This is a genomic window from Mycobacterium noviomagense (genome assembly GCF_010731635.1).
GTDB classification, from domain to species: domain Bacteria; phylum Actinomycetota; class Actinomycetes; order Mycobacteriales; family Mycobacteriaceae; genus Mycobacterium; species Mycobacterium noviomagense.
In genome coordinates, this window is the sequence record NZ_AP022583.1 from 3,098,138 (window position 1) to 3,121,948 (window position 23,811).

General features: G+C 64.8%; 23 protein-coding genes. 5 read left to right on the forward strand and 18 right to left on the reverse strand.

All coding sequences use genetic code 11. The features are described from left to right. The first annotated feature begins 28 nt into the window (after positions 1 to 28). Genes G6N15_RS14540 through G6N15_RS14560 form a run of 5 tightly spaced genes read left to right on the forward strand, consistent with a single transcriptional unit; the run spans position 29 to position 5,867 of the window. Positions 29 to 1,141 (forward strand): ABC transporter substrate-binding protein, encoded by a 1,113-nt coding sequence (locus G6N15_RS14540; RefSeq protein WP_083086193.1) that lies wholly within the window; start codon positions 29 to 31, stop codon positions 1,139 to 1,141. A gap of 3 nt (positions 1,142 to 1,144) precedes the next feature. Next, positions 1,145 to 2,272, forward strand: a complete 1,128-nt coding sequence (locus G6N15_RS14545; protein ID WP_083086191.1) for a spirocyclase AveC family protein — start codon at positions 1,145 to 1,147, stop codon at positions 2,270 to 2,272. After that, positions 2,265 to 3,152 carry an SDR family oxidoreductase gene (locus G6N15_RS14550; protein ID WP_083086419.1) on the forward strand — a complete coding sequence of 296 codons (888 nt, stop codon included), beginning with the start codon at positions 2,265 to 2,267 and terminating at the stop codon, positions 3,150 to 3,152. The genes G6N15_RS14545 and G6N15_RS14550 overlap by 8 nt, the downstream gene beginning before the upstream one ends. A 5-nt stretch (positions 3,153 to 3,157) precedes the next feature. Further along, positions 3,158 to 4,642 carry an aldehyde dehydrogenase family protein gene (locus tag G6N15_RS14555; RefSeq protein ID WP_083086422.1) on the forward strand — a complete coding sequence of 495 codons (1,485 nt, stop codon included), beginning with the start codon at positions 3,158 to 3,160 and terminating at the stop codon, positions 4,640 to 4,642. Positions 4,643 to 4,655: 13 nt separating this feature from the next. After that, on the forward strand, positions 4,656 to 5,867 hold the full coding sequence (locus G6N15_RS14560; RefSeq protein ID WP_083086188.1) for a cytochrome P450: 1,212 nt from the start codon (positions 4,656 to 4,658) through the stop codon (positions 5,865 to 5,867). On the opposite strand, the gene G6N15_RS14565 is transcribed toward G6N15_RS14560, so the two are convergent. The 18 genes from G6N15_RS14565 to G6N15_RS14650 all read right to left on the reverse strand — a co-directional run bounded on the left by G6N15_RS14565 (position 5,864) and on the right by G6N15_RS14650 (position 23,795). Next, positions 5,864 to 6,646 (reverse strand): enoyl-CoA hydratase, encoded by a 783-nt coding sequence (locus G6N15_RS14565; RefSeq protein ID WP_083086186.1) that lies wholly within the window; start codon positions 6,644 to 6,646, stop codon positions 5,864 to 5,866. The genes G6N15_RS14560 and G6N15_RS14565 overlap by 4 nt on opposite strands. Continuing rightward, positions 6,643 to 8,232, reverse strand: a complete 1,590-nt coding sequence (gene nuoN, locus G6N15_RS14570) for an NADH-quinone oxidoreductase subunit NuoN (RefSeq protein WP_083086184.1) — start codon at positions 8,230 to 8,232, stop codon at positions 6,643 to 6,645. The genes G6N15_RS14565 and nuoN overlap by 4 nt, the downstream gene beginning before the upstream one ends. Continuing rightward, a complete protein-coding gene (locus G6N15_RS14575) occupies positions 8,229 to 9,809 on the reverse strand; it encodes an NADH-quinone oxidoreductase subunit M (RefSeq protein ID WP_083086418.1) in 1,581 nt (526 codons plus the stop codon). The genes nuoN and G6N15_RS14575 overlap by 4 nt, the downstream gene beginning before the upstream one ends. Then, positions 9,806 to 11,689: an NADH-quinone oxidoreductase subunit L gene (nuoL, locus tag G6N15_RS14580; protein WP_083086181.1), complete on the reverse strand. Its 1,884-nt coding sequence runs from the start codon at positions 11,687 to 11,689 to the stop codon at positions 9,806 to 9,808. Before nuoL ends, G6N15_RS14575 begins: the two co-directional genes overlap by 4 nt. Before the next feature lie 9 nt (positions 11,690 to 11,698). Beyond that, positions 11,699 to 11,998, reverse strand: a complete 300-nt coding sequence (gene nuoK, locus G6N15_RS14585; RefSeq protein ID WP_083086179.1) for an NADH-quinone oxidoreductase subunit NuoK — start codon at positions 11,996 to 11,998, stop codon at positions 11,699 to 11,701. Then, positions 11,995 to 12,759 carry an NADH-quinone oxidoreductase subunit J gene (locus G6N15_RS14590; protein ID WP_139797743.1) on the reverse strand — a complete coding sequence of 255 codons (765 nt, stop codon included), beginning with the start codon at positions 12,757 to 12,759 and terminating at the stop codon, positions 11,995 to 11,997. Before G6N15_RS14590 ends, nuoK begins: the two co-directional genes overlap by 4 nt. 8 nt (positions 12,760 to 12,767) lie before the next feature. Next, positions 12,768 to 13,364, reverse strand: coding sequence for an NADH-quinone oxidoreductase subunit NuoI (nuoI, locus tag G6N15_RS14595; RefSeq protein WP_372506535.1), 597 nt, complete (start codon positions 13,362 to 13,364; stop codon positions 12,768 to 12,770). Then, positions 13,324 to 14,577, reverse strand: a complete 1,254-nt coding sequence (nuoH, locus tag G6N15_RS14600; protein WP_083086171.1) for an NADH-quinone oxidoreductase subunit NuoH — start codon at positions 14,575 to 14,577, stop codon at positions 13,324 to 13,326. Before nuoH ends, nuoI begins: the two co-directional genes overlap by 41 nt. Continuing rightward, on the reverse strand, positions 14,574 to 16,964 hold the full coding sequence (locus G6N15_RS14605) for an NADH-quinone oxidoreductase subunit G (RefSeq protein WP_139797742.1): 2,391 nt from the start codon (positions 16,962 to 16,964) through the stop codon (positions 14,574 to 14,576). Before G6N15_RS14605 ends, nuoH begins: the two co-directional genes overlap by 4 nt. Positions 16,965 to 17,002: 38 nt before the next feature. Beyond that, positions 17,003 to 18,328, reverse strand: coding sequence for an NADH-quinone oxidoreductase subunit NuoF (gene nuoF / locus G6N15_RS14610; RefSeq protein WP_083086165.1), 1,326 nt, complete (start codon positions 18,326 to 18,328; stop codon positions 17,003 to 17,005). Further along, the gene (nuoE, locus tag G6N15_RS14615; protein ID WP_083086162.1) at positions 18,328 to 19,089 is read right to left on the reverse strand and encodes an NADH-quinone oxidoreductase subunit NuoE; all 762 of its coding nucleotides are present in this window, start codon (positions 19,087 to 19,089) and stop codon (positions 18,328 to 18,330) included. Before nuoE ends, nuoF begins: the two co-directional genes overlap by 1 nt. Next, positions 19,086 to 20,387, reverse strand: a complete 1,302-nt coding sequence (gene nuoD, locus G6N15_RS14620) for an NADH dehydrogenase (quinone) subunit D (protein ID WP_083086159.1) — start codon at positions 20,385 to 20,387, stop codon at positions 19,086 to 19,088. Before nuoD ends, nuoE begins: the two co-directional genes overlap by 4 nt. Continuing rightward, positions 20,387 to 21,094: an NADH-quinone oxidoreductase subunit C gene (locus G6N15_RS14625; RefSeq protein ID WP_083086156.1), complete on the reverse strand. Its 708-nt coding sequence runs from the start codon at positions 21,092 to 21,094 to the stop codon at positions 20,387 to 20,389. Before G6N15_RS14625 ends, nuoD begins: the two co-directional genes overlap by 1 nt. Continuing rightward, a complete protein-coding gene (locus G6N15_RS14630) occupies positions 21,091 to 21,645 on the reverse strand; it encodes a NuoB/complex I 20 kDa subunit family protein (protein WP_083086153.1) in 555 nt (184 codons plus the stop codon). The genes G6N15_RS14625 and G6N15_RS14630 overlap by 4 nt, the downstream gene beginning before the upstream one ends. Before the next feature lie 8 nt (positions 21,646 to 21,653). Next, positions 21,654 to 22,025: an NADH-quinone oxidoreductase subunit A gene (locus tag G6N15_RS14635; RefSeq protein ID WP_083086416.1), complete on the reverse strand. Its 372-nt coding sequence runs from the start codon at positions 22,023 to 22,025 to the stop codon at positions 21,654 to 21,656. Between the two features lie 234 nt (positions 22,026 to 22,259). Next, a complete protein-coding gene (locus G6N15_RS14640; RefSeq protein ID WP_083086150.1) occupies positions 22,260 to 22,673 on the reverse strand; it encodes an Rv3143 family two-component system response regulator in 414 nt (137 codons plus the stop codon). A 42-nt stretch (positions 22,674 to 22,715) separates the two neighbouring features. Next, positions 22,716 to 23,249, reverse strand: coding sequence for a YceI family protein (locus tag G6N15_RS14645; protein ID WP_083086147.1), 534 nt, complete (start codon positions 23,247 to 23,249; stop codon positions 22,716 to 22,718). A gap of 162 nt (positions 23,250 to 23,411) precedes the next feature. Continuing rightward, a complete protein-coding gene (locus G6N15_RS14650; RefSeq protein WP_083086145.1) occupies positions 23,412 to 23,795 on the reverse strand; it encodes a nuclear transport factor 2 family protein in 384 nt (127 codons plus the stop codon). Positions 23,796 to 23,811 lie beyond the last annotated feature (16 nt).

Sequence of the window (23,811 nt, forward strand, 5' to 3'; positions counted from 1 at the left end):
CGCAGACCGCCAGAGACCCGGAGGTCAGATGTCCTACGAGAGCACCGCCGAGCCGATCAAGATCGGCTACCTGATGGACTTCCGGCTGCCCGAGGGCTTTCCGGAGACGTACTTCGAGGACTTGACGCAGCCATTCGACCTGGTCTTCAAACAAGCCACCGAACACGGCCTGCTCGACCGTTCCATCGAAATCATCTACCGGGAGGTGGAAGGACTACCCAAGGGGTCGGTCAAGGCGGTCATCGATGCTTACGGCGAACTGTGCGACGAGGGCTGTCTGGCAATCTTCGGCCCGAGCATCACGGACAATGCGGTTCCCACGCGAGAGGCGATCGAGGAGCGTTTCAAGGTGCCGGCAATCAGCGTCACCGGCTCAGACGCAGCGCTTGGAGAATGGTTTTTCTCTTTCCCGATGGGATCGCTGACAGACGAGCCGATTTTCTGGTCGGATCTGCTTGCCAAAGGCGGCCACACCGAGGTCGGTGTGCTGAAGGAGCGGTCACTGGTTGGCGAGACCTACCTGGCGAACTTCCGCGAGGCCTGCAAGCGCAAGGGAATCCGCATCGTGGCGGAGGCATCGATCGCGCAGACAGGCCAAGACATTTCGGAGGCGGTACGGACACTGTACGAAGCGAAAGCACCGGCGATTGTGCACTGCGGCTTCGGATTCGGAATCGTGTTCATCAACCCTGCCCTCGAAGCGCTGGACTGGGACCCGCCTCGCTTCACCAGTACCGCGTTCCAAAACGCGTGGCTCAACCCGATCATGTGGAACGCATTCATGGGCTGGGTCGGAATCGACCAATACGACGAGGGCAACCTGGTGGGACAGAAGTTCCTCGACGAATACAACGAGGCCTACGGTCGGCGCCCGGAGTGGTGCGTGCCGGTCGTCAACCGCGACATCGCGATGACGTTAGTGCGTGCATTGAGCGACGCACATCCATTAAGCCCCAGGGGCGTAAAAGAAGCACTGGAGCGGGTGAAGATGATGCCGGCCGCCTCCGGCGCACCCGGTACCAGGGTTTCGTTTGGCAACTGGACACGACGGGCCTGGATGGGCGCCGGCTACCTGGTAGCCCGCAAACTCGACGCGGACGGCGTCACCTCCCATCTTGTCGCCCGCTTCGGTGAGGAGTGACCAATGACCACCGAGCAGGCGCAGCCGTCCACCGCGCGTCAGACCGCCGAACCGAAGAAGGGGTCCGTTTGGACCGTCTTCTGGGTCTTCGTCGCGGTTGTGGTGCTCGCCGTCGTCGCGTACTTTGCGCGCAAAGGCGCTGTCTCCGAACGAATCCGAAATCCGAACGTCATTGGCGCTCCGCGACCGGTGGAACCCCTATTCGGCTATCACCATTGGCTGGGGCTGTTTCAGATCTTCACGATCATCTCGATGTCGATCATCATCGCGGTCTACGTGGTGGCGTGGCGCAGACATCCCGCTCATCCCGTACTGCTGATGGGAATCGTGACGACGCTGATCGTCTGGCAGGACCCCATCATGAACTGGTCGCCCTACGCTGTCTACAACCCGCAACTGTGGCACTGGCCGGAAGATTGGCCCCTGGTGTCGCTGTCACCGACGGTGGAGCCGTTCCTGGTGATCGGCTACATCATGTTCTACCTCGGTCCTTACTTCCCGGCAATCTGGATCCTGCGCAAGATCCAGGCGCGTCGGCCCCTCGACTCGTTCGTCTGGCGCCACCCGCTGATCAGTCTGGCGGCGATCATCTTGCCTGTCGGGATAGTGATCGACGCGATGCTCGAGGTCACGCTGGTGCGCACCGGCTTTTACATCTATTCCCAAGTGATCCCGTTCGGCTCGGTATTCACCGGCAAGACATACCAATTCCCGTTCATCTGGGAAACCGTGATGGTGACATTCGTGATGATTCCGGCGGGTGTCTTGCTGTATCGCGACGACACCGGCCGCACAGTTGCCGAAAAGCTCGCTCAACGGGTTCGCGTCTTCGCCGGCCACCCGACGCTGGGCATGTTCGTGGTGATGTTCGTGATCATCAACATCGCCTACTTCGGCTACGGCACCGGGTTCGCCATCATCAAGTGGACCCGAACCGCCACCTCGGTCGCCTGCCCGTGGCCCTATCCAGAAGCCAAAGTCTATGATCCCCAAGGGTTTTACGAGAAAGCAGGATCGCCCGGCCCATACTCGGTGGGCATCTGGTCGACGTGGATGAGCGCACAGCCTCACGGGCGGCCGCAAGTAGAGCCGCCCGCAGGCGGCGGTCCGTGTGGGCCCGGCCATGGGTGAGCCGCCTACGGTCGTCATCACTGGCGCGTCGCGAGGCCTCGGCTTCGCGTCCGCGGTCCAACTCTACAAGCAAGGCTGGCGGGTCGTCGCAGCGATGCGCACCCCCGACGCCGGGCTCGAAAAACTACGGGCGGCAACGGGCGCACCCGCCGGTGATCCACGTTTGGTCGGCGTGCAGCTCGACCTCACCGACTCCGCATCGATCACAGCCGCGGCCAAAACGATGGAGGAGACCGTCGGGGCGCCTCATGTGCTGGTGCACAATGCCGGGATATCGGCGGCGGGAATGCTTGAGGAAACACCGATGGACCTGTGGGAGCGGATGTTTGCCACCCACGTTTTCGGACCGGTGATGCTGACCAAGGCATTGCTGCCCTCGATGCGGGCCGCCGGCCGCGGCCGGATCGTGGTGATCTCCAGCCAGGGCGGTGTCCGCGGCATGCCCTCGATCGCCGCCTACTCCGCCGCAAAGGGCGCCTTGGAGAGGTGGGCCGAATCGCTGGCCGGCGAAATCGCACCGTTCGGGTTAGGCGTCACCGTCGTGGTGGCCGGCACGTTCGACACCGACATCATCACCGACGCTGGCACTTCTGACCATCGCGATTTCGAGGGCCCGTACGGCGCGCACCATCCCAAGATCGATCGGCGCGGTCGGCTAGCAATGCGTGTCCTTGCCAACCCACCGGAACGCTTCGCGCGACGGCTCGCCAAGGTTCTCGACGAGCGCGCCCCGTTCGCGCGGCACGCGATAGGCATCGATGCGCGTATGTTGCTGATCGCCACCCGCGTGCTGCCGGGCAGGCTACTTTTTCATGTGACCCGTCTGGCGATGGGTCTCCCACGCCCCGGTGCCCTGCGCAACGCCGGAGAAAGAGAGTGAGCATCATGGCTGACACAACGAAAGTCCGCTTCGAGTCGCGAATGCTTATCGACGGCAAGCTCGTCGACGGCGAGGCCGGCACGTTCACCAACATCAACCCGGCCACCGAGGAGGTGCTCGGCGAAGTCGCCGACGCGTCGAAGGCGGACATGCACCGCGCAATCGACGCGGCGCGGCGGGCGTTTGACGAAACCGACTGGTCGACCAGCCCCGGTTTTCGCAAGGCCTGCCTCGAGCAGTTCCAGGAAGCGCTCGAGGCCGAAAAGGAAGCGTTGCGCGAAGAGCTCATCCTCGAGGTCGGCTGCCCGCGCGCGATCACCTACGGGCCACAGCTCGACGCCCCACTGGCCGATGCGCTGCGGTACCCGATCAAGCTGATCGACGAATACCCTTGGGAGACCGATCTTGGCGACGCGCTCGTGGCTGTGACCGGTCAGATGACCACCCGTAAGGTGTGGCGCGAACCAGTGGGGGTGGTAGGCGCGATCACGCCGTGGAACTTCCCGTTCGAAGTCACCATCCACAAGCTCGCCCAAGCGCTGGCCACCGGCAACACCGTCGTGCTGAAACCGGCCCCCGACACCCCGTTCAACGCGACCCGGCTCGGGCGCCTGATCGCCGAATCCACCGACATCCCCGCCGGTGTGGTCAACGTCGTCACCGCGTCGGATCACCTGGTAGGGGAGGAACTCACGCTGTCACCCAAGGTCGACCTGATCTCGTTCACCGGTTCCACCGTGGTCGGGCAGCGCATCATGGAGAAAGGCGCAGCGACGATGAAGCGCCTGTTCCTCGAACTCGGCGGCAAGTCGGCCACCATTGTGTTGGAGGACGCCGATTTCGCGATGGCATGTGCGATCGGCATCGCGCCGTGCATGCACGCCGGACAGGGCTGCGCGAACCCGACCCGGTTGTTGCTGCCACGGTCTCGGTATGACGAAGGCGTAGCCAACCTCAAGGCGATGTACGAGAACGTCTCCCCGGGAGACCCGCAGGATCCTGGAACCCTCTGCGGTCCAGTAATTTCGGACAAGCAGCGCAAGCGCGTGCTCGGCTACATCCAGAAAGGCATCGACGAGGGCGCCACCTGCCTCGTCGGCGGCACCGAGCCACCGGCCGGATTCGACAAGGGATTCTGGGTGCAGCCAACGCTTTTCGTCGACGTCGATAACAAGATGACCATCGCACAGGAAGAGATATTCGGGCCGGTGCTCTCCGTCATTCCATTCGACGACGAAGAGGACGCGATCCGCATCGCCAACGACAGCATGTACGGCCTTGCCGGCAACGTGATGTCGGGTTCGGTCGAGCACTCGTTGGCGGTGGCTCGCCGGATACGGGCCGGGTTCATCGGCGCGCAAGGCGCCGCACCCTACGGCGCCGATACACCGTTCGGCGGCTACAAGTACAGCGGCATCGGCCGCCAGAACGGCGTGGCCGGGTTCGACCAATACACGGAGATCAAATCGGTGGGCTACCCCGCCGGCTGAAGGAGACAGCAGAGTGGACCTGTTTGACGATCTCGAGGACTTTGGGAAGTTCGATGACGTGGTGTCCGGCGATGTCCGGGACCCATACACCGGGCTGGCCCTGATGCGGCGCGAACAACCCGTGCAACGCCTGGACACCTCGACGATGCCGCACGAAGAGTCCAAGCCCGTCTTCATGGTGTACCGCCACGAAGAGGTCCAGCAGATGCTGCGGGACAACGAGACGTTCTCCTCCGCGATCATCATCGACGCGTTCGGTGATGCGCTGGGTAAACATGTCATGCTCGGAATGGACGAGCCCGAGCACGGTCGCCACAGAGCTCTTGTCTCCAAAGCTTTTTCGCAGAAGGCATTGGCGCGCTGGGAGCACGAACTCGTCGGACAGGTGGCCAACCAGCTGATCGACCGGTTCGCCGATCGCGGACATGCCGATCTGAGAAGCGAATTCACCTTCCCGTACCCCACTCAAATCATTGCCGGCCTCCTGGGTTTGCCGCGCGAGGATTATCCGCAGTTTCAGCGCTGGTCCGTGGCGTTGCTCAGCATCCTGTTCGAGCGCGAGCGGGGCCTCGCTGCGTCAGAGGCATTGCGGGAGTACTTCATTCCGATCCTTGCCGATCGCAGACAGGAGCCCCGTGACGACCTGATCAGCGGCTTGGCCCAAGCCGAGATCGACGGCGAGAGGCTGTCAGACGAGGAGATCTTCTCGTTTCTGCGGCTGCTGCTGCCGGCTGGTGTCGAGACCACGTATCGCTCGCTGGGCAACCTGCTGCTTGCGCTGCTGTCCAATACAGATCAGCTCGATGCCGTCCGCTCGGATCGGTCGTTGATTCCGCAGGCGATCGAGGAGGCGATCCGTTGGGAGCCGCCACTGCTCACCATTACCCGTGTCGCGACGCGCGACACCGAGCTGGCAGGTGTGTCGATCCCCGCCGGCTCGGCGGTCATGCCCGTGCTCGGCGCGGCTAACCGGCAGGAGGACCGGTATCCCGACCCGGATCGCTTCGATATCTTCCGTCAGCCGCGGGCGCACATCGGCTTCGGCCACGGAGTCCACGTCTGTCTGGGGATGCACCTGGCGCGGCTGGAAATGCGCGTTGCGCTGAACCTGTTGTTCGATCGGTTGCCGAACCTGCGCCTCGACCCCGACGGCGACGATCCACATATCCGGGGCCAGGTGTTCCGGTCGCCGACGTCTATTCCCGTACTGTTCGACGTCGGCTAGCGCCCAATCTGGCGGCGGTTGCGCTCGCTGATCTCGGCGTAACGCGCAGCCAGCTCCGCGGTGTTCGTCTGCTGCGTGCCGGCGATAGCCTGTTCGGCCGCAAGCGCCGGGCCGGTGACAGCGGCCGAGCCGGTCGCGTAGATTTCCTTGAGCGCGGCCATGGTTGGCCCCGGCACCTCCGCAACCTGGGCAGCGAGTTCAACGGCGCGGGCGCGCAGCAGGTCGTGCGGCACCACTTCGGTCACCAGACCGATCCGCTCGGCTCGGGCCGCGTTGATCACCTCGCCGGTCATCGAGAGCCGTCGCGCCATCGCCGCGCCGACAAGCTGCGGCAGCCGGGCCGTCATCCCGCCGCCGGGCAGGATGCCGACACGCACATGGGTATCGGCGAACACCGCGCGTTCTGATGCGATCAAAAAGTCGCAGCCCAAGGCCATTTCGAGTCCTCCGGTGAAAACCGGGCCGTTGATTGCCCCGATCACCGGGGTCGCCATCTCGGCCACCTTGGTGATGCAGTTGTGCGTCTGGTAGCGCTCGAAGTACGACATGCCTTCGCGCTGGGCCTCCTTCAAGTCCACCCCGGCGCAAAAGGCGGGGTCGACGCCGGTGAGCACCACCGCGCGAATCAACGGCTCGGCGTCAGCCTCGCACAACGCCGCATCGAGCGCTTCGATCAGCCCGACATTCAACGCATTTCGCGCTTCCGGGCGGTTCATGGCCAGCAGGCGGACCGCGCCGTCGTCCTCGACGAGAACCCACTGCCGGGTCGGCATTGTCATCCCACGAACTGCGCGAACCGCTCGACCAAATCCAGCAGCGGCTGCGGGAAGATGCCCAACAGCACGGTCACCGCGGCGCACACCGCGATCGCTGCCTTGGTCCATATCCCGGGGATCACCACGTGCGGGGCTTCGGCGGGCGGATCGGTGAAGAACATCAGCACGATCACCCGCACATAGAAGTACGCCGCGACACCGCTGGCGATCACACCGATGATCACCAACGGCACCGCACCGCCTTGGGCGGCGGCTTTGAACACCGCGAACTTACTGACGAAGCCGCTGGTCAGTGGGATACCGGCGAATGCCAACAGAAACATCGAAAACAGCAGGCCGGCAATGGGGGAGCGGCGTCCGAGCCCGCCCCAGCGGGTCATGTCGGCGTCTTCGTCGCCGTCGTCGCCCCGGACCAATCCCACGACGGCGAACGCGCCCACCGTGCTGAAGCTGTACGCCACCAAGTAGAAGAGCGTCCCTGAGACACCAGATGGGACAGCGGCGATCACGCCGGTGAGGATGAATCCGACGTGCGCGACGGAGGAATACGCGAGCAGTCGCTTGACGTCGTTTTGGTTCACCGCGGTGATTGTGCCGACCGCCATCGTGAGGATCGAGATGCCCCACAGCACCGGCCGCCACTGGTCATGTAGCGGCGGCAGTGCGACATACACCACCCGCATCAGCGCGCCGAACGCGGCGACTTTGGTGGCTGCGGCCATGAATCCGGTGATCGGGGTCGGCGCGCCTTGGTAGACATCGGGAATCCACGAGTGAAACGGCACCGCGCCGACCTTGAACAGCAGGCCGACCGCCAGCAGCCCGACGCCGATCAACGCCATTGAGTTGTCGTGATGCTGGGCCAGCCCATCGCGGATACCCGCCAGGGTCAGCGTGCCGGTCGCACCGTAGAGCAGCGCCACACCGTAGAGGAAGAACGCCGACGAGAAGGCGCCGAGCAGAAAGTATTTGACCGACGCCTCCTGGGAGAGCAGGCGGCGATGCCGGGCCAGCCCGCACAGCAGATACAGCGGCAGCGAGAGCACCTCCAGCGCGACGAACATGGTCAACAGGTCGTTGGCGGCCGGGAACACCAGCATGCCGCCGACGGCCAGCATCGTCAGCGGAAATACCTCGGTCTGGGCGAACCCGGCCCGAATTGCTTGGCGCTCAGCCACGCTGTCGGGTACTGCGGATGCCTGCGGAGAGAAGAAATTCAATCCGGCACGCTGCGCAACCGTGGCCGCGCCCGGGCCGACGGGAGCGTTCGTGACGGCACTGCGCTCAGCGATGAACAGGATGGCCAATATCGCGACCAGCAGCACCGTGCCCTGCAGAACCAACGTCGGGCCGTCGATCGCCACTGCCCGCATCACCGCAGTCTCACCCGAAGCGGGAATCCTCCTGCCCACCATGACGTCCGCGACGAATGCGGCAACCAGACCGGCGAGCGCCAGCGTCACCTGGCTGGCATATCGGAAGCGTCGGGGCAGGAACGCCTCGACCAGGACACCGACCACCGCTGCACCGAAGACGATCAGCATCGGGGACAGTGCGAAGTACTCGACACTGGGCGTGGGCATACTCATCGGTGCGGTCCTTCAGCTGTTCTGTGATCGTGCACCGCCGTGACCGGAACCTTTGGGGCGGGATCGTGCTGGCCGATGGTGGCCATGGTGTGGCCGACCGCGGGGTTGATGATGTCCAGCACCGGTTTCGGATAGATTCCCAGAATAAGCAGCAGCGCGATCAGCGGTGCGACGACGACGACTTCACGCGGTACCAGGTCACGGATCCGTTCGTTCCCTTGCGCCACCGGCCCGTTCATCACCCGCTGGTAGAGCCACAACATGTAGACCGCCGAAAGCACCAGCGCGGTGGACCCGAATGCCGCCGCCAGCCAGTAGCGGTTGAAAGTTCCCAGCAGCACGAGGAATTCACTGATGAACGGCGCGAGCCCGGGCAGCGACAGCGTAGCCAGCGCCGAGACCAAGAACGTTCCCGCAAGCACCGGCGCCACCTTCTGCACACCGCCGTAGTCGGCGATCGAGCGGGTGCCACCGCGTGCGATCAGGAATCCCGCGATCAGGAATACCGCAGCGGTGGACAGACCGTGGTTAACCATGTACAGCGTCGACCCGCTTTGCCCCTGGGTGGTCATCACGAAAATGCCGAGGATGATGAACCCGAAGTGCGATATCGAGGTGTAGGCGATCAGCCGCATGATGTCGGTCTGCCCGATCGCCACGATCGCGCCGTAGACCACGCCGATCACCGATAGCACCACGATCAGCGGACGAAAATAGGTTGAGGCGTCAGGAAACAGCTGCAGGCAATAGCGCAACATGCCGAACGTGCCGACCTTGTCCATCACCGCCATCATCAACACGGCGGTGGCCGGAGGCGCCTCCACTGCGGCGTCGGGTAACCAGCGGTGGAACGGCCACAGCGGGGCTTTGACAGCGAACGCGAACATGAACCCGAGGAATAGCGCCTTGAGCACCGCAGGATCGACACCCAGGCGGCCTGAGGACACCGCGGCGACGATCGTGCGGAAGTCGAAGGTGCCGCCGATGTGTTGCGCTGTCACCACGTACAACCCGATCACCGCGGCCAGCATGATCAGGCCGCCGAACAGGTTGTACAGCAGGAACTTCACCGCGGCCCTCGAGCGCCCGGCGCCGTGACCGAACCCACCGATGAGGAAGTACATCGGGATCAGCATGGCCTCGAAGAACACGTAGAACAGCAGCACGTCCAGCGAGATCAGCGAAATCAGCACCATCGACTCGACGGTCAGCGTCAACGCGACGTAGGCGTGCACACCGCGGGAGCGTTCACTGCCCTCATGCCAGCCCGCGAGCATCAGCAGGGGCACCAGCACCGCGGTGAGCAGCACCAGCACCACCGCGATGCCGTCGACCCCGAGGGTGTAGCCGGCGCCGAAAGCCGGTATCCAGGGGTGTTTTTCCACGAACTGGTACTGCTGGCCGCCGGGTCGGAAGCCGACGGTGATGATAACCGCCAGCGCCAGCACCGCCACGGCGACAGTCAGCCCGAGCCATTTTGCGAATTGCCGCCACGCCGGCGGCACGATGATCGCCAACCCAGCGCCGACCAGCGGCACCAGCCACAGCACGCTCAGCCAGGGGAAGCTGCTGTTCACCACAGCTGCACCGCCAGGATCGCCGCGGCAACCAGTGCCGCGCCCGCGAACATCGATAGCGCGTAGTTGCGGGCAAACCCAGTTTGCAAGCCCCGCAACCCATCCGAGATCCGGCTCACCAGCGCCGCCAACCCGAGAACCGAGCCATCCACACCTCTGTTGTCGATTTCGACCAGCGCATCGGTCACGTGCCCGCCCGGGCGCATGAACACCTCCTCGTTGAAGGCGTCGCCGTAGAGGTCTCGGCGCGCGGCCATGGTCAGGGCCGACACCTTCTCGGGGGCCGCGGCCGGCACCGGACGCGTGCCGAATATCCGATAAGCCACCGCGGCGCCGACCACGACGACGATGAACGTCACAAGGCTGGTCAGCCACACCGGGACGGGGTGGCCGGCTTCATGCGCTCCGACGATCGGCTCGAGCCAATTCCGCAGGCCGCCACCGAGGACCAGCAGGCCTCCGGAGAACACCGAGCCGACGGCGAGCAGGATCATCGGCCAGGTCATCACCGCCGGCGCTTCATGTGGATGCGCGTCCGGCTCCCAACGCTTTTCGCCGAAGAACGTCATCAGCATGACCCGGGTCATGTAGAAGGCGGTGATTCCGGCGCCCAGCATCGCGGCGCCGCCGAGAATCGGGCCACGGACCGGGCCGTCGGCCAGTGCCGCGTCGATGATGGCGTCCTTGGAGAAGAAGCCCGCAAACGGTGGCACCCCGATGATGGCCAGATACGCCAGCCCGAAGGTGGCGAAGGTGACCGGAAGGGCAGCGCGCAGTGCGCCGTAGCGGCGCATGTCCTGCTCGTCGTTCATGGCGTGAATGACAGCGCCTGATCCCAAGAACAAGCCGGCCTTGAAAAAGCCGTGGGTGAGTAGATGCAGGATCGCGAACGCGTAACCGGCCGGGCCCAGGCCGGCGGCCAGCACCATGTAGCCGATCTGACTGATCGTCGACGCCGCCAGCGCCCGCTTGATGTCGTCCTTGGCGCAGCCGACGATCGCGCCGAACAACAACGTGACCGTCCCGACGATCACCACGGCCAGTTGAGCGTCGGGGGAGAGGTTGTACAGCGGATTGGACCGCACGATCAGATACACACCGGCGGTCACCATGGTGGCGGCGTGGATCAGCGCGGACACCGGGGTGGGGCCTTCCATCGCGTCAAACAACCAGGCCTGTAGCGGAACCTGTGCCGACTTGGCGCATGCGCCCAGCAGCATCAGCAGCCCGATCGCGGTTAGCACGCCTCGTCCGGCACCCGGCGCAGCGGAAAACACCCCGGTGAACGACAAGGTTCCGAAGTTGGCGAACATGGCGAACATGGCCAGCGAGAGCCCGATATCGCCGACTCGGTTCATCACGAATGCCTTTTTGGCTGCGGTGGCCGCCGACGGCCGCTGATACCAGAAGCCGATCAGCAGGTAGGACGCCAGGCCGACACCTTCCCAGCCGACATACAACCCAAGGTAGTTGTCGGCCACCACCAGCAGCAGCATCGCGGCCAGGAATAGGTTCAGGTAAGCGAAAAACCTTCTGCGGTCCGGGTCTTCGGCCATGTAGCCGATCGAGTAGATGTGGATCAGCGACCCGACGCCACTGATCAGCAGCACGAAGCAGATCGACAGTTGGTCGATCTGCAGCCCGAAGTCAATGTGGAGCGCGCCGACGGGCACCCAGCTGAACAAGTTCTGGTGGATCGCACGATCGTCACCGGGCCGGCCGAACATGTCGGCGAGCAGCGCCACACCGACCCCGAACGCCGCGACGGCGGCGGCGCAGCCCAGCAGATGGCCAAAGGGGTCGGTTCGCCTGCCGCCAAGCAGCAAGATCGCGGCACCCGCCGCCGGAAGTGCCACGAGCAGCCAGGTGAGATGTGTCATCGCGTGGCCCTACCCCTTGAGCAGATTTGCGTCGTCGACCGAAGCGGACTTGCGGGTGCGGAAGATCGTCATGATGATCGCCAAGCCGATGACGACTTCACAGGCAGCCACCACCATCGTGAAAAACGCGATCATCTGCCCGTCGAGGTGTCCGTGCATCCGGGCGAACGTGACGAAAGCAAGGTTGACGGCGTTGAGCATCAACTCGACGCACATGAACATCACGATCGCGTTCCGCCGCAACAACACACCTGCGGCGCCGATGGTGAACAGCAGCGCCGACAAGTAGAGGTAGTTCAGTGGGTTCATGACTCACCGTCCGAATCGGAACCGTCGCCCGAGCCGACCGTGCGCTGCTGAAGCACTTGGGGCACTGACAGTTTCGACGGTGAGCCGTCGGGCAACCGCGCGGCGACGTCTACCGCGTTGTGGCGGGCATAGACGCCCGGCCCTGGCAGCGGCGTGGGGTATGCGCCGGCGCGAAAACGTTCGATTGCCAGCTCCCGCTGAGTCTTGCGCCGCTCGAAGCGCTCCTTGTGCGTGAGCACCATCGCCCCGACAGCTGCGGTGATCAACAGTGCGCTGGTGAGCTCGAATGCCCACAGGTAGCGGGAAAAGATCAGCGATGCCAGGCCGTTGACGTTGCCGCCGGCGTTGGCTTTGGTCAGCCCGACGAAGGTTCGGGTCGTCGCAGCGCCGATGCCGGCGATCAGCAGGATGCCGAATCCGACACCGGCGGCTACCGCGGCGACCCGCTGACCGCGCAGCGTCTCCACGAGAGACTCCGCCGAGTCCACACCGATCAGCATCAGCACGAACAAGAACAGCATCATCACCGCGCCGGTGTAGACCACCACCTGCACCACGCCTAAGAACAACGCGTCTTGGACCATGTAGAACACCGCCAGGATGATCATGGTCATCGCCAGGAACATCGCCGAGTACACCGCGTTGGCGGCCATCACCATCCCGACTGCGCCGATGAGCGCCAGCGCGCCCAACACCCAAAAGGTCACTGCCTCACCGGTAGAGGTGCGCGTAATCGCGTCGGTGGCCAGTCCACTGGCCAGCAGCGCGGTCACCGCACCCCGCCCGTCGGCTGCTGTTGGCGCTCATTCTCCTTGTCGCGCAAGCCTTCCGCGGTCACGTTGCCCAGGTAGTAGTCGATGTCGGTGGCGCCCGGTGCCCGCGGGTGCGGCGGTGGTGTCATTCCCGGCTCCAGCGGGGCCAGCAGACGATCCTTCTCGTAGATCAGGTCGGCTCGGTTGTCGTCAGCCATCTCGTAGTCGTTGGTCATCGTCAGCGCCCGGGTCGGGCAGGCCTCTACGCACAGGCCGCAACCGATGCACCGCAGGTAGTTGATCTGATACACCCTCCCGTAGCGTTCGCCCGGGGAATACCGTTCTTGTTCGGTGTTGTCGGCGCCTTCGACGTAGATGGCGTCGGCCGGGCAGGCCCAGGCGCACAGCTCGCAACCGATGCACTTCTCCAGCCCGTCGGGATACCGGTTGAGCTGATGGCGGCCGTGGTAGCGAGGCGCCACTGGGCCGGGTTGCTCCGGATACTGTTCGGTGATCGGCCGTCTGAACATCGAGCCGAACGTGACACCGAATCCGGCGATGGCGTCCCAGAATTTAGCCATTCGAATCCTCCTGGGTCGCTGCGACCAACGCATTGCTTTCTAACGGCGGTGTCGGGAATGCCGGTTCGGTGACCGGCTTTTCGGGCGGTGCGCCGATGCGCGCCCGGTCCTGCTCGCGGGTTTCCAACCCGAACAGCGGTCTTCGTAGCAACGTCAGCAGCGCCACGGCGACGACCGCGCTGGCGATCACCAGCGTCGCGGTCCAGTGCGGATAGCCGTGGTTACGCAGGGTTCGGATGATCGCTGCGATCAGCACCCACACCAGCGACACCGGGATGAGGACCTTCCAACCCAACGCCATGAACTGGTCGTAACGCAGCCGCGGCAACGTGGCCCGCAACCAGAAATAGACGAACAGGAAGGTCCATACCTTGGCGGTGAACCACAGCACTGGCCACCAGCCGCTGTTGGCCCCATCCCACATGTTCAGCGGCCAGGGCGCGTGCCAGCCGCCGAAGAACAGGGTCGCGGCCAACGCCGACACGGTGGTCATGTTGATGTACTCGGCAAGATAGAACATCGCGAAGGTCAGCGAGGAGTACTCGGTGTGGAAGCCGGCGACGAGCTCCCCCTCGGCTTCCGGCAGATCGAATGGGGCGCGGTTAGTTTCGCCGACCATCGACACCAGGTAGACCAGGAACGACGGCAGCAGCAGGAACACGAACCACACCCGGTCTTGTGCGGCGACGATCTTCGATGTCGACATCGTCCCGGCATAGAGGAACACGGTCGCGAACGCCAGACCCATGGCGACCTCATACGAGATCACCTGCGCGGTGGAGCGCACGCCGCCCAGCAGCGGGTAGGTGGAACCCGACGACCAACCGGCGAGCACGATGCCGTACACCCCGATTGCCGACAGTGCCAGGATGAACAACACCGCCACCGGTAGATCGGTCAGCTGCAACTGTGTCCGGTGCCCGAACACCGACACCTGCGGCCCGAACGGGATGAACGCAAATGCCGTGATCGCGGGGATGGTCGAAATGATCGGTGCCAGTAGGTAGACGGGGCGGTCGACGCCGGCGGGCACGATTGCCTCCTTGAGCGCCAGCTTGATCCCGTCGGCCAGGCTCTGCAGATATCCCCATGGACCCACCCGGTTGGGTCCGTATCGCATCTGCATGCGGCCCAGCAGCTTACGTTCCAGCAGGATCGCCGCCAGCACCGTCAGCACCAGGAACACGAACACGGCGATCGCCTTGGCCAGGATCAGCCACCAGGTGTCATGCCCGAATCCGGTCATTGGCGCCGCTCCTCCTCATCGCTTCGCTCTGCATCGTCGCGGACGCGGACTTGTACGACGCTGCCCGATGTCACGCCAAGTTGCAGGTGCACCTCTGAATTCGGCGAATTCAGCGGCAACCACACCACGTGCTCGGGCATGTCTGTGATCGCGAGCGGCAGCGTGATCCCGCCGCGCTCGGTGCTGACGGTGACCAGATCCCAGTCTGCTGCGCCGATTTCGCCCGCCGTCTCCGCCGAGAGCCGCACTACCGGGATGCGAGCCGTGCCGGCCAGGTGCGGTTCGCCGTCTTGCAAGCGGCCGCGGTCCAGGAGTAACCGCCAACCGGTCAAGACAGCCTCGCCCTGGTCCGGCTGCGGTGGCTCGACGGCGGAAACGTCGGGATCGGCGGCGAATTGGCCGTCCCACGGGCCGAGCGCAACCAGTTCGTCGCGGGCCGCCTCGGCCGTCGGCAGCCCCAGGTCCACACCCATTTCGTCGGCCAGCCTGTCCAGCACCCGCAGATCCGGGATCGCCCCGGTGTTGCCCAACGCGACCGGGAAACCGCGATAGCGGCCTTCCCAGTTGACGAAGGTGCCGGACTTCTCCACGGCCGGTGCGATCGGGAACACCACGTCGGCGCGTTCGGTGACAGCGCTGTGCCGCAGCTCGAGGCTGACGACGAAACCCGCGGCATCCAGCGCGGCCAGCACGGCCTGCGGGTCGGCCAGGTCGTCGGGTTCGACACCGCCGACCAGCAGCGCGCTCAGCGTCCCGTCAGCGGCAGCGCCCAGTATCGCTTCGGTGTCGCGGCCCGGCGACGACGGCAGCTCGTCGACATGCCAGGCCGCTGCGACCTGGGACCGCGCGGTGTCGTCAGCCACCGGCCGACCACCGGGTAGCAATCCGCCCAGCGCACCGGCTTCCAGCGCACCGCGTTCGCCGGCCCGCCTCGGAATCCACGCCAACCGCGCGCCGGTCGCGTCGGCGAGCCGCGCCGCAGCGGTCAACGCACCGGGAGCGGTGGCGAGCCGTTCGCCGGCCATGATGACGGCGCCGGGCTTGCGCAGCAGCTCGCCGACTTCACCGTCGGCGAGCCCCTCCAGCACCGACTTCTCGGCACCGGGCACGGTTTTGACCAACCGGCCGGACATCTTCTGCAGTCCGCGGCTGGCGAAAGGGGCGACGGCGTATATCGGTACCCGGTTTTTGCGGGCGGCCTTGCGCAACCGCAGGAACACGATCGGCGACTCGTCCTCCGGTTCGAAGCCGACGAGCAGCACGACTGGCGCCGATTCAAGATCCGAGTAGCTGACCGTGATAGGCCGTCCGGCGATGCGGGCGGCCAGGAACTGCGCCTCTTCGCTCGAATGGGGCCGGGCGCGGAAGTCGATATCGTTGGTGCCCAACGCGATTCGCGCGAACTTGGCGTACGCGTAGGCGTCCTCCCACGTCATGCGGCCACCCACCAGGACGCCGGTGCGTCCGCGGGCCGCGCCTAGTCCCCGCACTGCCGCCTCCAGTGCCTGCGACCACGACGCGGGGACCAGCGAATCCCCTTCTCGGATCAGGGGAGTAGTGATCCGGTCCGGCTGGGTGGCGTAGGTGAATGCCCACCGTCCTTTGTCGCAGTTCCACTCCTCGTTGACCTCCGGGTCGTCGCCTGCCAGTCGGCGCATCACCTTGCCGCGGCGGTGATCGCTGCGCTGGGCGCACCCGGACGCACAGTGCTCACACACACTCGGGGTGGAGACCAGATCGAACGGGCGGGCCCGGAACCGGTAGGCGGTCCCGGTCAACGCGCCCACCGGACAGATCTGCACGGTGTTACCCGAAAAGTACGAGTCGAATGGCTCGTTGGCGTAGATGCCGACCTGCTGCAGCGCACCGCGCTCCAACATCTCGATGAAGTTGTCGCCGGCGATTTGGTCGGAAAACCGGGTGCAGCGGGCGCACAGAATGCATCGCTCGCGGTCCAGCAGCACCTGCGACGAGATGTTGATGGGCTTGGCGAACGTGCGCTTGACGTCAGTGAAGCGGGAATCGGGGCGCCCGTTGGACATCGCCTGGTTCTGCAGCGGGCACTCGCCGCCCTTGTCGCACATCGGACAGTCCAGCGGATGGTTGATCAGTAGTAGTTCCATCACCCCGTGCTGGGCTTTGTCGGCAGCTTCGGAAGTCAGCTGCGTGCGCACCACCATGTCGTCGGTGGCGACGGTGGTGCACGAGGCCATCGGCTTACGCTGGCCCTCGACCTCGACCAGGCATTGCCGGCAGGCGCCGACCGGGTCCAGCAGCGGGTGGTCGCAGAACCTGGGGATCTGGATGCCCATCAGCTCGGCGGCGCGGATCACCAACGTTCCTTTGGGGACGCTGATTTCGTTGCCGTCGATGGTCAACGTCACCATCTCGGTCTCGGCGACGGTTTTATCGGTTTCAGCGCGCGTCACGCATTCTCTCCGTTCGGCGTGAGCATCGATTCTCTCGGGTCGAAGGGGCAACCGCCGCCCTCGACGTGGGCGACGTACTCGTCGCGGAAGTACTTCAGCGACGACATCACCGGACTGGCCGCGCCATCACCCAACGCGCAGAACGACTTCCCCAAGATCGTGTCGGAGATGTCCGACAATTTGTCGAGATCCTCGTGGGTGCCCTTGCCGGTTTCGAGTCGCTTGTATATCTGCTCCAGCCAGTAGGTGCCTTCCCGGCACGGCGTGCATTTGCCGCAGGATTCGTGTTGGTAGAACTCCGTCCAGCGGCGCACCGCACGCACCACACAGGTGGTCTCGTCGAAAATCTCCAGCGCCTTGGTGCCCAGCATGGAGCCGGCCTCACCCATGCCTTCGTAATCCAGTGGCACATCGAGGTGTTCGTCGGTAAGCAGCGGCGTCGACGATCCGCCCGGTGTCCAGAACTTCAGGCGGTGCCCGGCCCGCACCCCGCCGGCGTAGCCGAGCAACTCACGCAGCGTGATGCCCAGCGGCGCCTCGTACTGCCCGGGGCGAGTCACATGACCCGACAGCGAATACAGCGTGAAGCCGGGCGATTTCTCGGTGCCCATCGACCGGAACCAGTCGACACCGTGGAGGATTATCGGCGGCACGCTGGCGATGGTTTCGACGTTGTTGATCACCGTGGGGCACGCATAGAGCCCGGATACTGCCGGAAACGGTGGGCGCAGCCGGGGCTGGCCGCGCCGGCCCTCCAGCGAGTCCAAAAGCGCAGTCTCCTCGCCGCAGATGTAGGCGCCCGCACCGGCGTGCACCACCATCTCGAGGTTGTAGCCGGAACCGGCGATGTCGCGGCCCAAGAACCCGGCGGCGTATGCCTCGGCCACGGCATTCTGCAGCCGGCGCAACACCGGAACCACTTCGCCGCGCACATAGATGAAGGCGTGGCTGGCCCGAATCGCGTACGCCGCAATGATGCTGCCCTCGATCAACACGTGCGGGGTAGTGAACATCAGCGGGATGTCTTTGCACGTACCGGGTTCGGATTCGTCGGCGTTGACCACCAGATAGTGCGGCTTGGCGGCCGGCCCTTCGTCGCCTTGCGGAATGAACGACCATTTCGTCCCGGTCGAAAAACCCGCGCCACCGCGGCCGCGCAGCCCCGAATCCTTGACGGTCTGCAGCACCGCGTCGGGTTCCATGTCGAGCGCTTTCTGCAGGGCCCGGTAGCCGTCGTGGCGGCGGTAGGTCTCCACCGTCCACGACTGCGGGTCATCCCAATAGCGGGTGAGCACCGGGGTCAACGGCGTGGAAATAGCCATCAGCGGCCGTCCCCGGAAGGCGGTGGCGGAGCCTGCATGTCGTTTTCCTTGGCCACCCGCAGACCGGCCAAGGTGGCGTCGCCGGCGCCGCCCTGACCTTCGTCGGGACGCTGGTCGGGAAAGCCGGCGAGGATGCGTTCGGTCTGCCGAAAGCGGCATAACGGAGCGCCGCGAGTGGGCGTCGGCGGTTTACCGGAGCGCAGCGCGTCGACGAGTTCGCGTGCCGACTCCGGTGTCTGGTTGTCGAAGAACTCCCAGTTGACCATTACCACCGGCGCGTAATCGCACGCGGCGTTGCATTCGACATGCTGCAGCGTGATCTTGCCGTCCGGCGTGGTCTGGTCATTGCGGACGCCGAGGTGGTTGACCAGCGTCTCGAAGATGGCGTCGCCGCCCATGATGGCGCACAAGGTGTTGGTGCACACCCCGACCAGGTAGTCGCCGGTGGGCCCGCGGCGATACATCGAGTAAAAGCTCGCCACCGCAGCCACTTCCGCGCCGGTGAGCCCCAGCTGCTCGCCGCAGAACTCCAAACCCGCCGGCGTCAGGTAGGAGTCCTCCGACTGCACCAGGTGCAGCAGCGGCAATACCGCCGAGCGCGGGTTGGGGTAGCGGCCGATGATCTCCTTGGCGTCGACCTCCAGCCGTGCCTTGACTTCCGGCGGATATGACTCGGGTGCGCCTTCCACGACGAACTGTCCGGGCTCTTCGGGTGGAGGGCCCAGCTGGAGGAACACCGGCTCGCCTTGCGGGCCGGTCACCGGTCGACCCCGCCCATCACCGGGTCGATGCTGGCGACCGCGGCGATCACGTCGGCAACCATGCCGCCCTCGCACATCGCGGCGACAGCCTGCAGGTTGGTGAACGACGGATCGCGGTAGTGCACCCGGTAGGGGCGGGTGCCGCCGTCGCTGACCATGTGCACGCCGAGCTCGCCCCGCGGCGACTCCACCGCGACATACACCTGGCCTGGCGGCACGCGGATGCCCTCGGTTACCAGCTTGAAGTGATGGATCAGCGCTTCCATCGAGCTGCCCATGATCTTGGCGATGTGCTCCGGCGAGTTGCCGAGCCCGTCGGGGCCGACTTTCAGGTCGGCGGGCCAGGCGATCTTGCGGTCCTCGACCATGATGGGTCCGGGCTTCAACTTATCCAGGCACTGCTCGATGATCTTCAACGACTCATGCATCTCTTTGACGCGAATGATGTAGCGCCCGTACGCATCACAACCATCGTCGGTTATGACGTCGAATTCATAGTTCTCGTAGCCGCAATACGGTTCGGCGCGGCGCAGGTCGTACGGCAACCCGGTGGAGCGCAGGATCGGCCCGGTGATACCCAGCGCCATGCACCCGGCCAGGTTTAGATAGCCGATGCCTTGGGTGCGGGCCTTCCAGATGTAGTTCTCGTTGAGCAGGTCCTCGAGGTCGCGCAGCCGACGCGGCATCAGGTCCAGAAACTTGCGGATCTCGTCAACGGCGTTGTCCGGAAGATCTTGGGCCAGCCCGCCCGGGCGAATGTAGCCGTGGTTCATCCGCAATCCGGTGATCAACTCGAACAGGTTGAGCACCAGTTCACGTTCCCGGAAGCCGAGGAACATCGCGGTCATCGCGCCTAGTTCCATGCCGCCGGTCGCCAATGCCACCAGGTGCGACGAGATCCGGTTGAGCTCCATCATCATCACTCGGATGACGTTGACGCGCTCCGGGATCTGATCCGTGATGCCGAGCAGCTTCTCCACACCCAGGCAGTAGGCGGTTTCATTGAAAAACGGTGACAGGTAATCCATCCGGGTCACGAACGTGACGCCCTGGGTCCAGTAGCGGTATTCCAGGTTCTTCTCGATCCCGGTGTGCAGGTAGCCGATTCCGCAGCGGGCCTCGGTGACGGTCTCGCCCTCGATTTCGAGGATCAGCCGCAGCACGCCGTGGGTGGACGGGTGCTGGGGTCCCATGTTGACGACGATGCGGTCGCCCGGATCTCCGTCGCGGGCCGCCCGGACAACCTCTTCCCAATCCTGGCCGCCGGCCATCAACACTGTCTCGGTGGGTTCGATCATCAGTTGTAGGCTCTCCGTTCGTCGGGCGGGGGGATCTTCGCGCCCTTGTACTCCACCGGGATGCCGCCGAGCGGGTAGTCCTTGCGTTGTGGATACCCGTGCCAGTCGTCGGGCATCTCGATGCGGGTCAGCGACGGGTGGCCGTCGAAGATGATTCCGAAGAAGTCGTAGGTCTCGCGCTCGTGCCAGTCGTTGGTGGGGTAAACCGAAAACAGCGACGGGATATGCGGGTCACTTTCCGGCGCAACGACTTCGAGCCGGACGCGACGGTTGTGGGTGATCGACTTGAGCGGGTAGACGGCGTGCAGTTCGCGTCCGGTCTCGTGCGGGTAGTGCACCCCGTTGACGCCCAGGCAGAGTTCGAAGCGCAGCGGGGGCTCGTCGCGCAGTCGCTGGGCGACTTGTATTAGCTTCTCCCGGCGCACGTGCAGGGTCAGCTCGCCGCGGTACACCACGACTTTCTCGATCGCGTCGGTGTATTCGACGCCGTTGCTTTTCAGCGCCGCCGACAGCACATCGACCACCTCGTCGAAGTAGCCGCCGTACGGTCGCGGGCTGCTGCCGGGCAGCGTGACCGCGCGCACCAGCCGTCCGTAACCCGAGGTGTCTGGGGTGTCGTAGACACCGAACATGCCGCGGCGCACGTCGATCACTTCTTCGTCGGCGCGGCGGATCGCCTCCTGCGGGTCTTGTTCCGGTGAGCTCATCGCAACAGCCCGCGCATCTCGATGGTGGGCTTGGCTGCCAGCGCCGCCTCTTCGGCTTCGGCGATGGCGCGCTCGCGGTCCACGCCCAACGGCATTTCCTGAATCTTGTCGTGCAGCTTGAGGATTGCGTAAAGCAGCATCTCGGGGCGCGGCGGGCAGCCGGGCAGGTAGATGTCCACCGGGACAACGTGGTCCACGCCCTGCACGACCGCGTAGTTGTTGAACATGCCCCCCGAGGATGCGCACACGCCCATGGCCAGCACCCACTTCGGCTCGGCCATCTGGTCGTAAATCTGGCGCAACACCGGCGCCATCTTCTGGCTGACCCGCCCGGCGACGATCATCAGGTCGGCCTGGCGAGGGGTCGCGGAGAACCTCTCCATGCCGAAGCGAGCGATGTCGAACCGCGGCGAGGCCGTCGACATCATCTCGATCGCGCAGCAAGCCAGCCCGAACGTCGCCGGCCACAACGAACTCTTGCGAAAGTAGCCCGCCAGCTTTTCCACGGTAGTCAGCAGGAAACCGCTGGGCAGTTTCTCTTCCAGGCCCACGTCTTACCTCAATCCCACGTCAGGCCGCCGCGGCGCCACACGTAGGCGTAGGCCACGAACACCGTCAACACGAACACCACCATCTCGACAAGCGCGAAGAGCCCCAGCGCGTCGTAGCTGACGGCCCAGGGGTACAGGAACACGATTTCGATGTCGAAGACGATGAACAACATCGCGGTCAGGTAGTACTTCACCGGGAACCGGTGACCGCTGGTGGTGCGCGCCGAAACCGATTCGGGTGGCTCGATGCCGCACTCGTATGCCTCAAGCTTCGAGCGGTTGTAGCGAGTGGGGCCGACCAGTAATGCCACGATCACCGAGAACACCGCGAAGGCTGTGGCGATCCCCCCCAGAACCAGGATGGGTGTGTAGACATTCATCCTGCGAAGTCGCTCTCCCTCGATGTTGTCTTCCTTGACACTGACTGTGAGGTCAACCACAGCCTAACGATCTTGTGCGACGCCCCGCTCAGGGGTCTGGCTGTGACCTCTGACACAACTTGCGGTAGCTGAAACGAGCAGGCTGCCCGGGGATCCGTGATTTACGCCGGCGTCAGTGGCGGGATGGCGAAACCGCAACGGCCGCAGGCGAATCGGCTACCGCGGCGCTTCAGGTCAGGCTGCCGGGGCGCGCAATAGCCCGAGCACCGTCCGCTCCAACACGATCGGGTCGATCGGGTGGGCGACGACGGCTTCCGCGCGCGACCAACTGGCCAACCAGGCGTCGTCGGCGCGTCCGATCAGCACCACGATCGGTGGACACTGCGCGACTTCGTCCTTCAGCTGTTTGGCGATTCCCATCCCGCCCTCCGGGGTGGCCTCACCGTCGAGGATGGCCAGGTCGATCCCGCCGGCGTCGATATGCCGGATCACCATCGGTGCGGTAGCGACCTCGACGTAGCTCAGCTCAGGTAGGTCAGGATGCAGCCGCTTGCCCAGCGCCAACCTCACCTTTTCGCGCGTATTGGCGTTGTCGCTGTAGACAAGGATCCGCAGGGTCCCAGTTGAAGCGGGTGTCGAAGCGGGCACGGAGCAGATGGTACTGCCCGGCGGGGATGGCGGGGGCAGTGGTCAAGGGGCCCGCACGAAGACGGCGTCGGCCGATGCCGTCGCTGCCTTGCCGATCATGCCCACCCGATTCCAGTCCATCCCGAACTGGGCCCGATCCACCTGGGTTTTCGCCGAGATCCGGACCGAGCCGTCAGCGAGCACGCTGATCGTGACCGGCAGTGGCAGCTCTGCGGTTATGCCCTTGATGGTCAAGCTGGCGCGCAGGTCGGCTGCGTTGCCGGTGGTCGGTTGCAAAGCGGTGACGACCACGCTGATCGCCGGAAAGCGCTCGGCGTCGAAGAAATCGGCCGAGCGCAGGTGCTCGTCGCGTTTGCGGATGCCGGTGCTCAGCGATGCAACTTTGATGTCCAGGCGCCCGAAGACTGCGCCCTTGCTGGTGATCTGGCCGTCTCCGCTGACATCGTTGAACCGGCCCTTGACGCTCATCAGGCCCCAGAAGTTTTTGATCTTGAAGGTGAAGGCCGACCGCTCGGGTACCAGGTTCCACACGCCGGCCGTGTCGGGATCGCTCAGCAGTGTTTCCAGAGTCGTCATGAACACCTACCTGTTATGCGCGGCCTGTTATGCGCGGCCTGAGCTCGGGTTGAATTGCCCGGCTCCTCCTCATCGCGCTTCGCGCTCTGCATCGTCGCCGAGCTCGGGTTGAATTGCCCGGCTCCTCCCCATCGCGCTTCGCGCTCTGCATCGTCGCCGAGCCTAACGCAGCAGCGGAGCGAGTTCGGCTGGGTCAAAGTACTCGTCGATGCGACTGATGAGCCCATTTGCCCCTACCTTGATCACGATGCACACCCGCATGGCAATGGACACGCCGCTGCGGCCCGCGGCATGCAGGATGTGCTGCTGGACGAACCCGCCGTCGAAGAGCACTCGGTCCAGAATCTCGTAGCGGCGCTCCGACGTCGCACCGACGAACCAGTCGATGACACGAAGCGCCCGCGCCTTGTCGCGGTCCCGGCTGGCGCCGACCCGCCAGACCGCGATGTCGTCGCTCCACAGGCGACCCACCGCTGCCGTGTCGCTGCTTTCGATCGCTGCGAACAGCTGATCGGCCACCTCGGCGATGGTGTCGGCTGCGGGCATGGCAGCTCCTAAATGT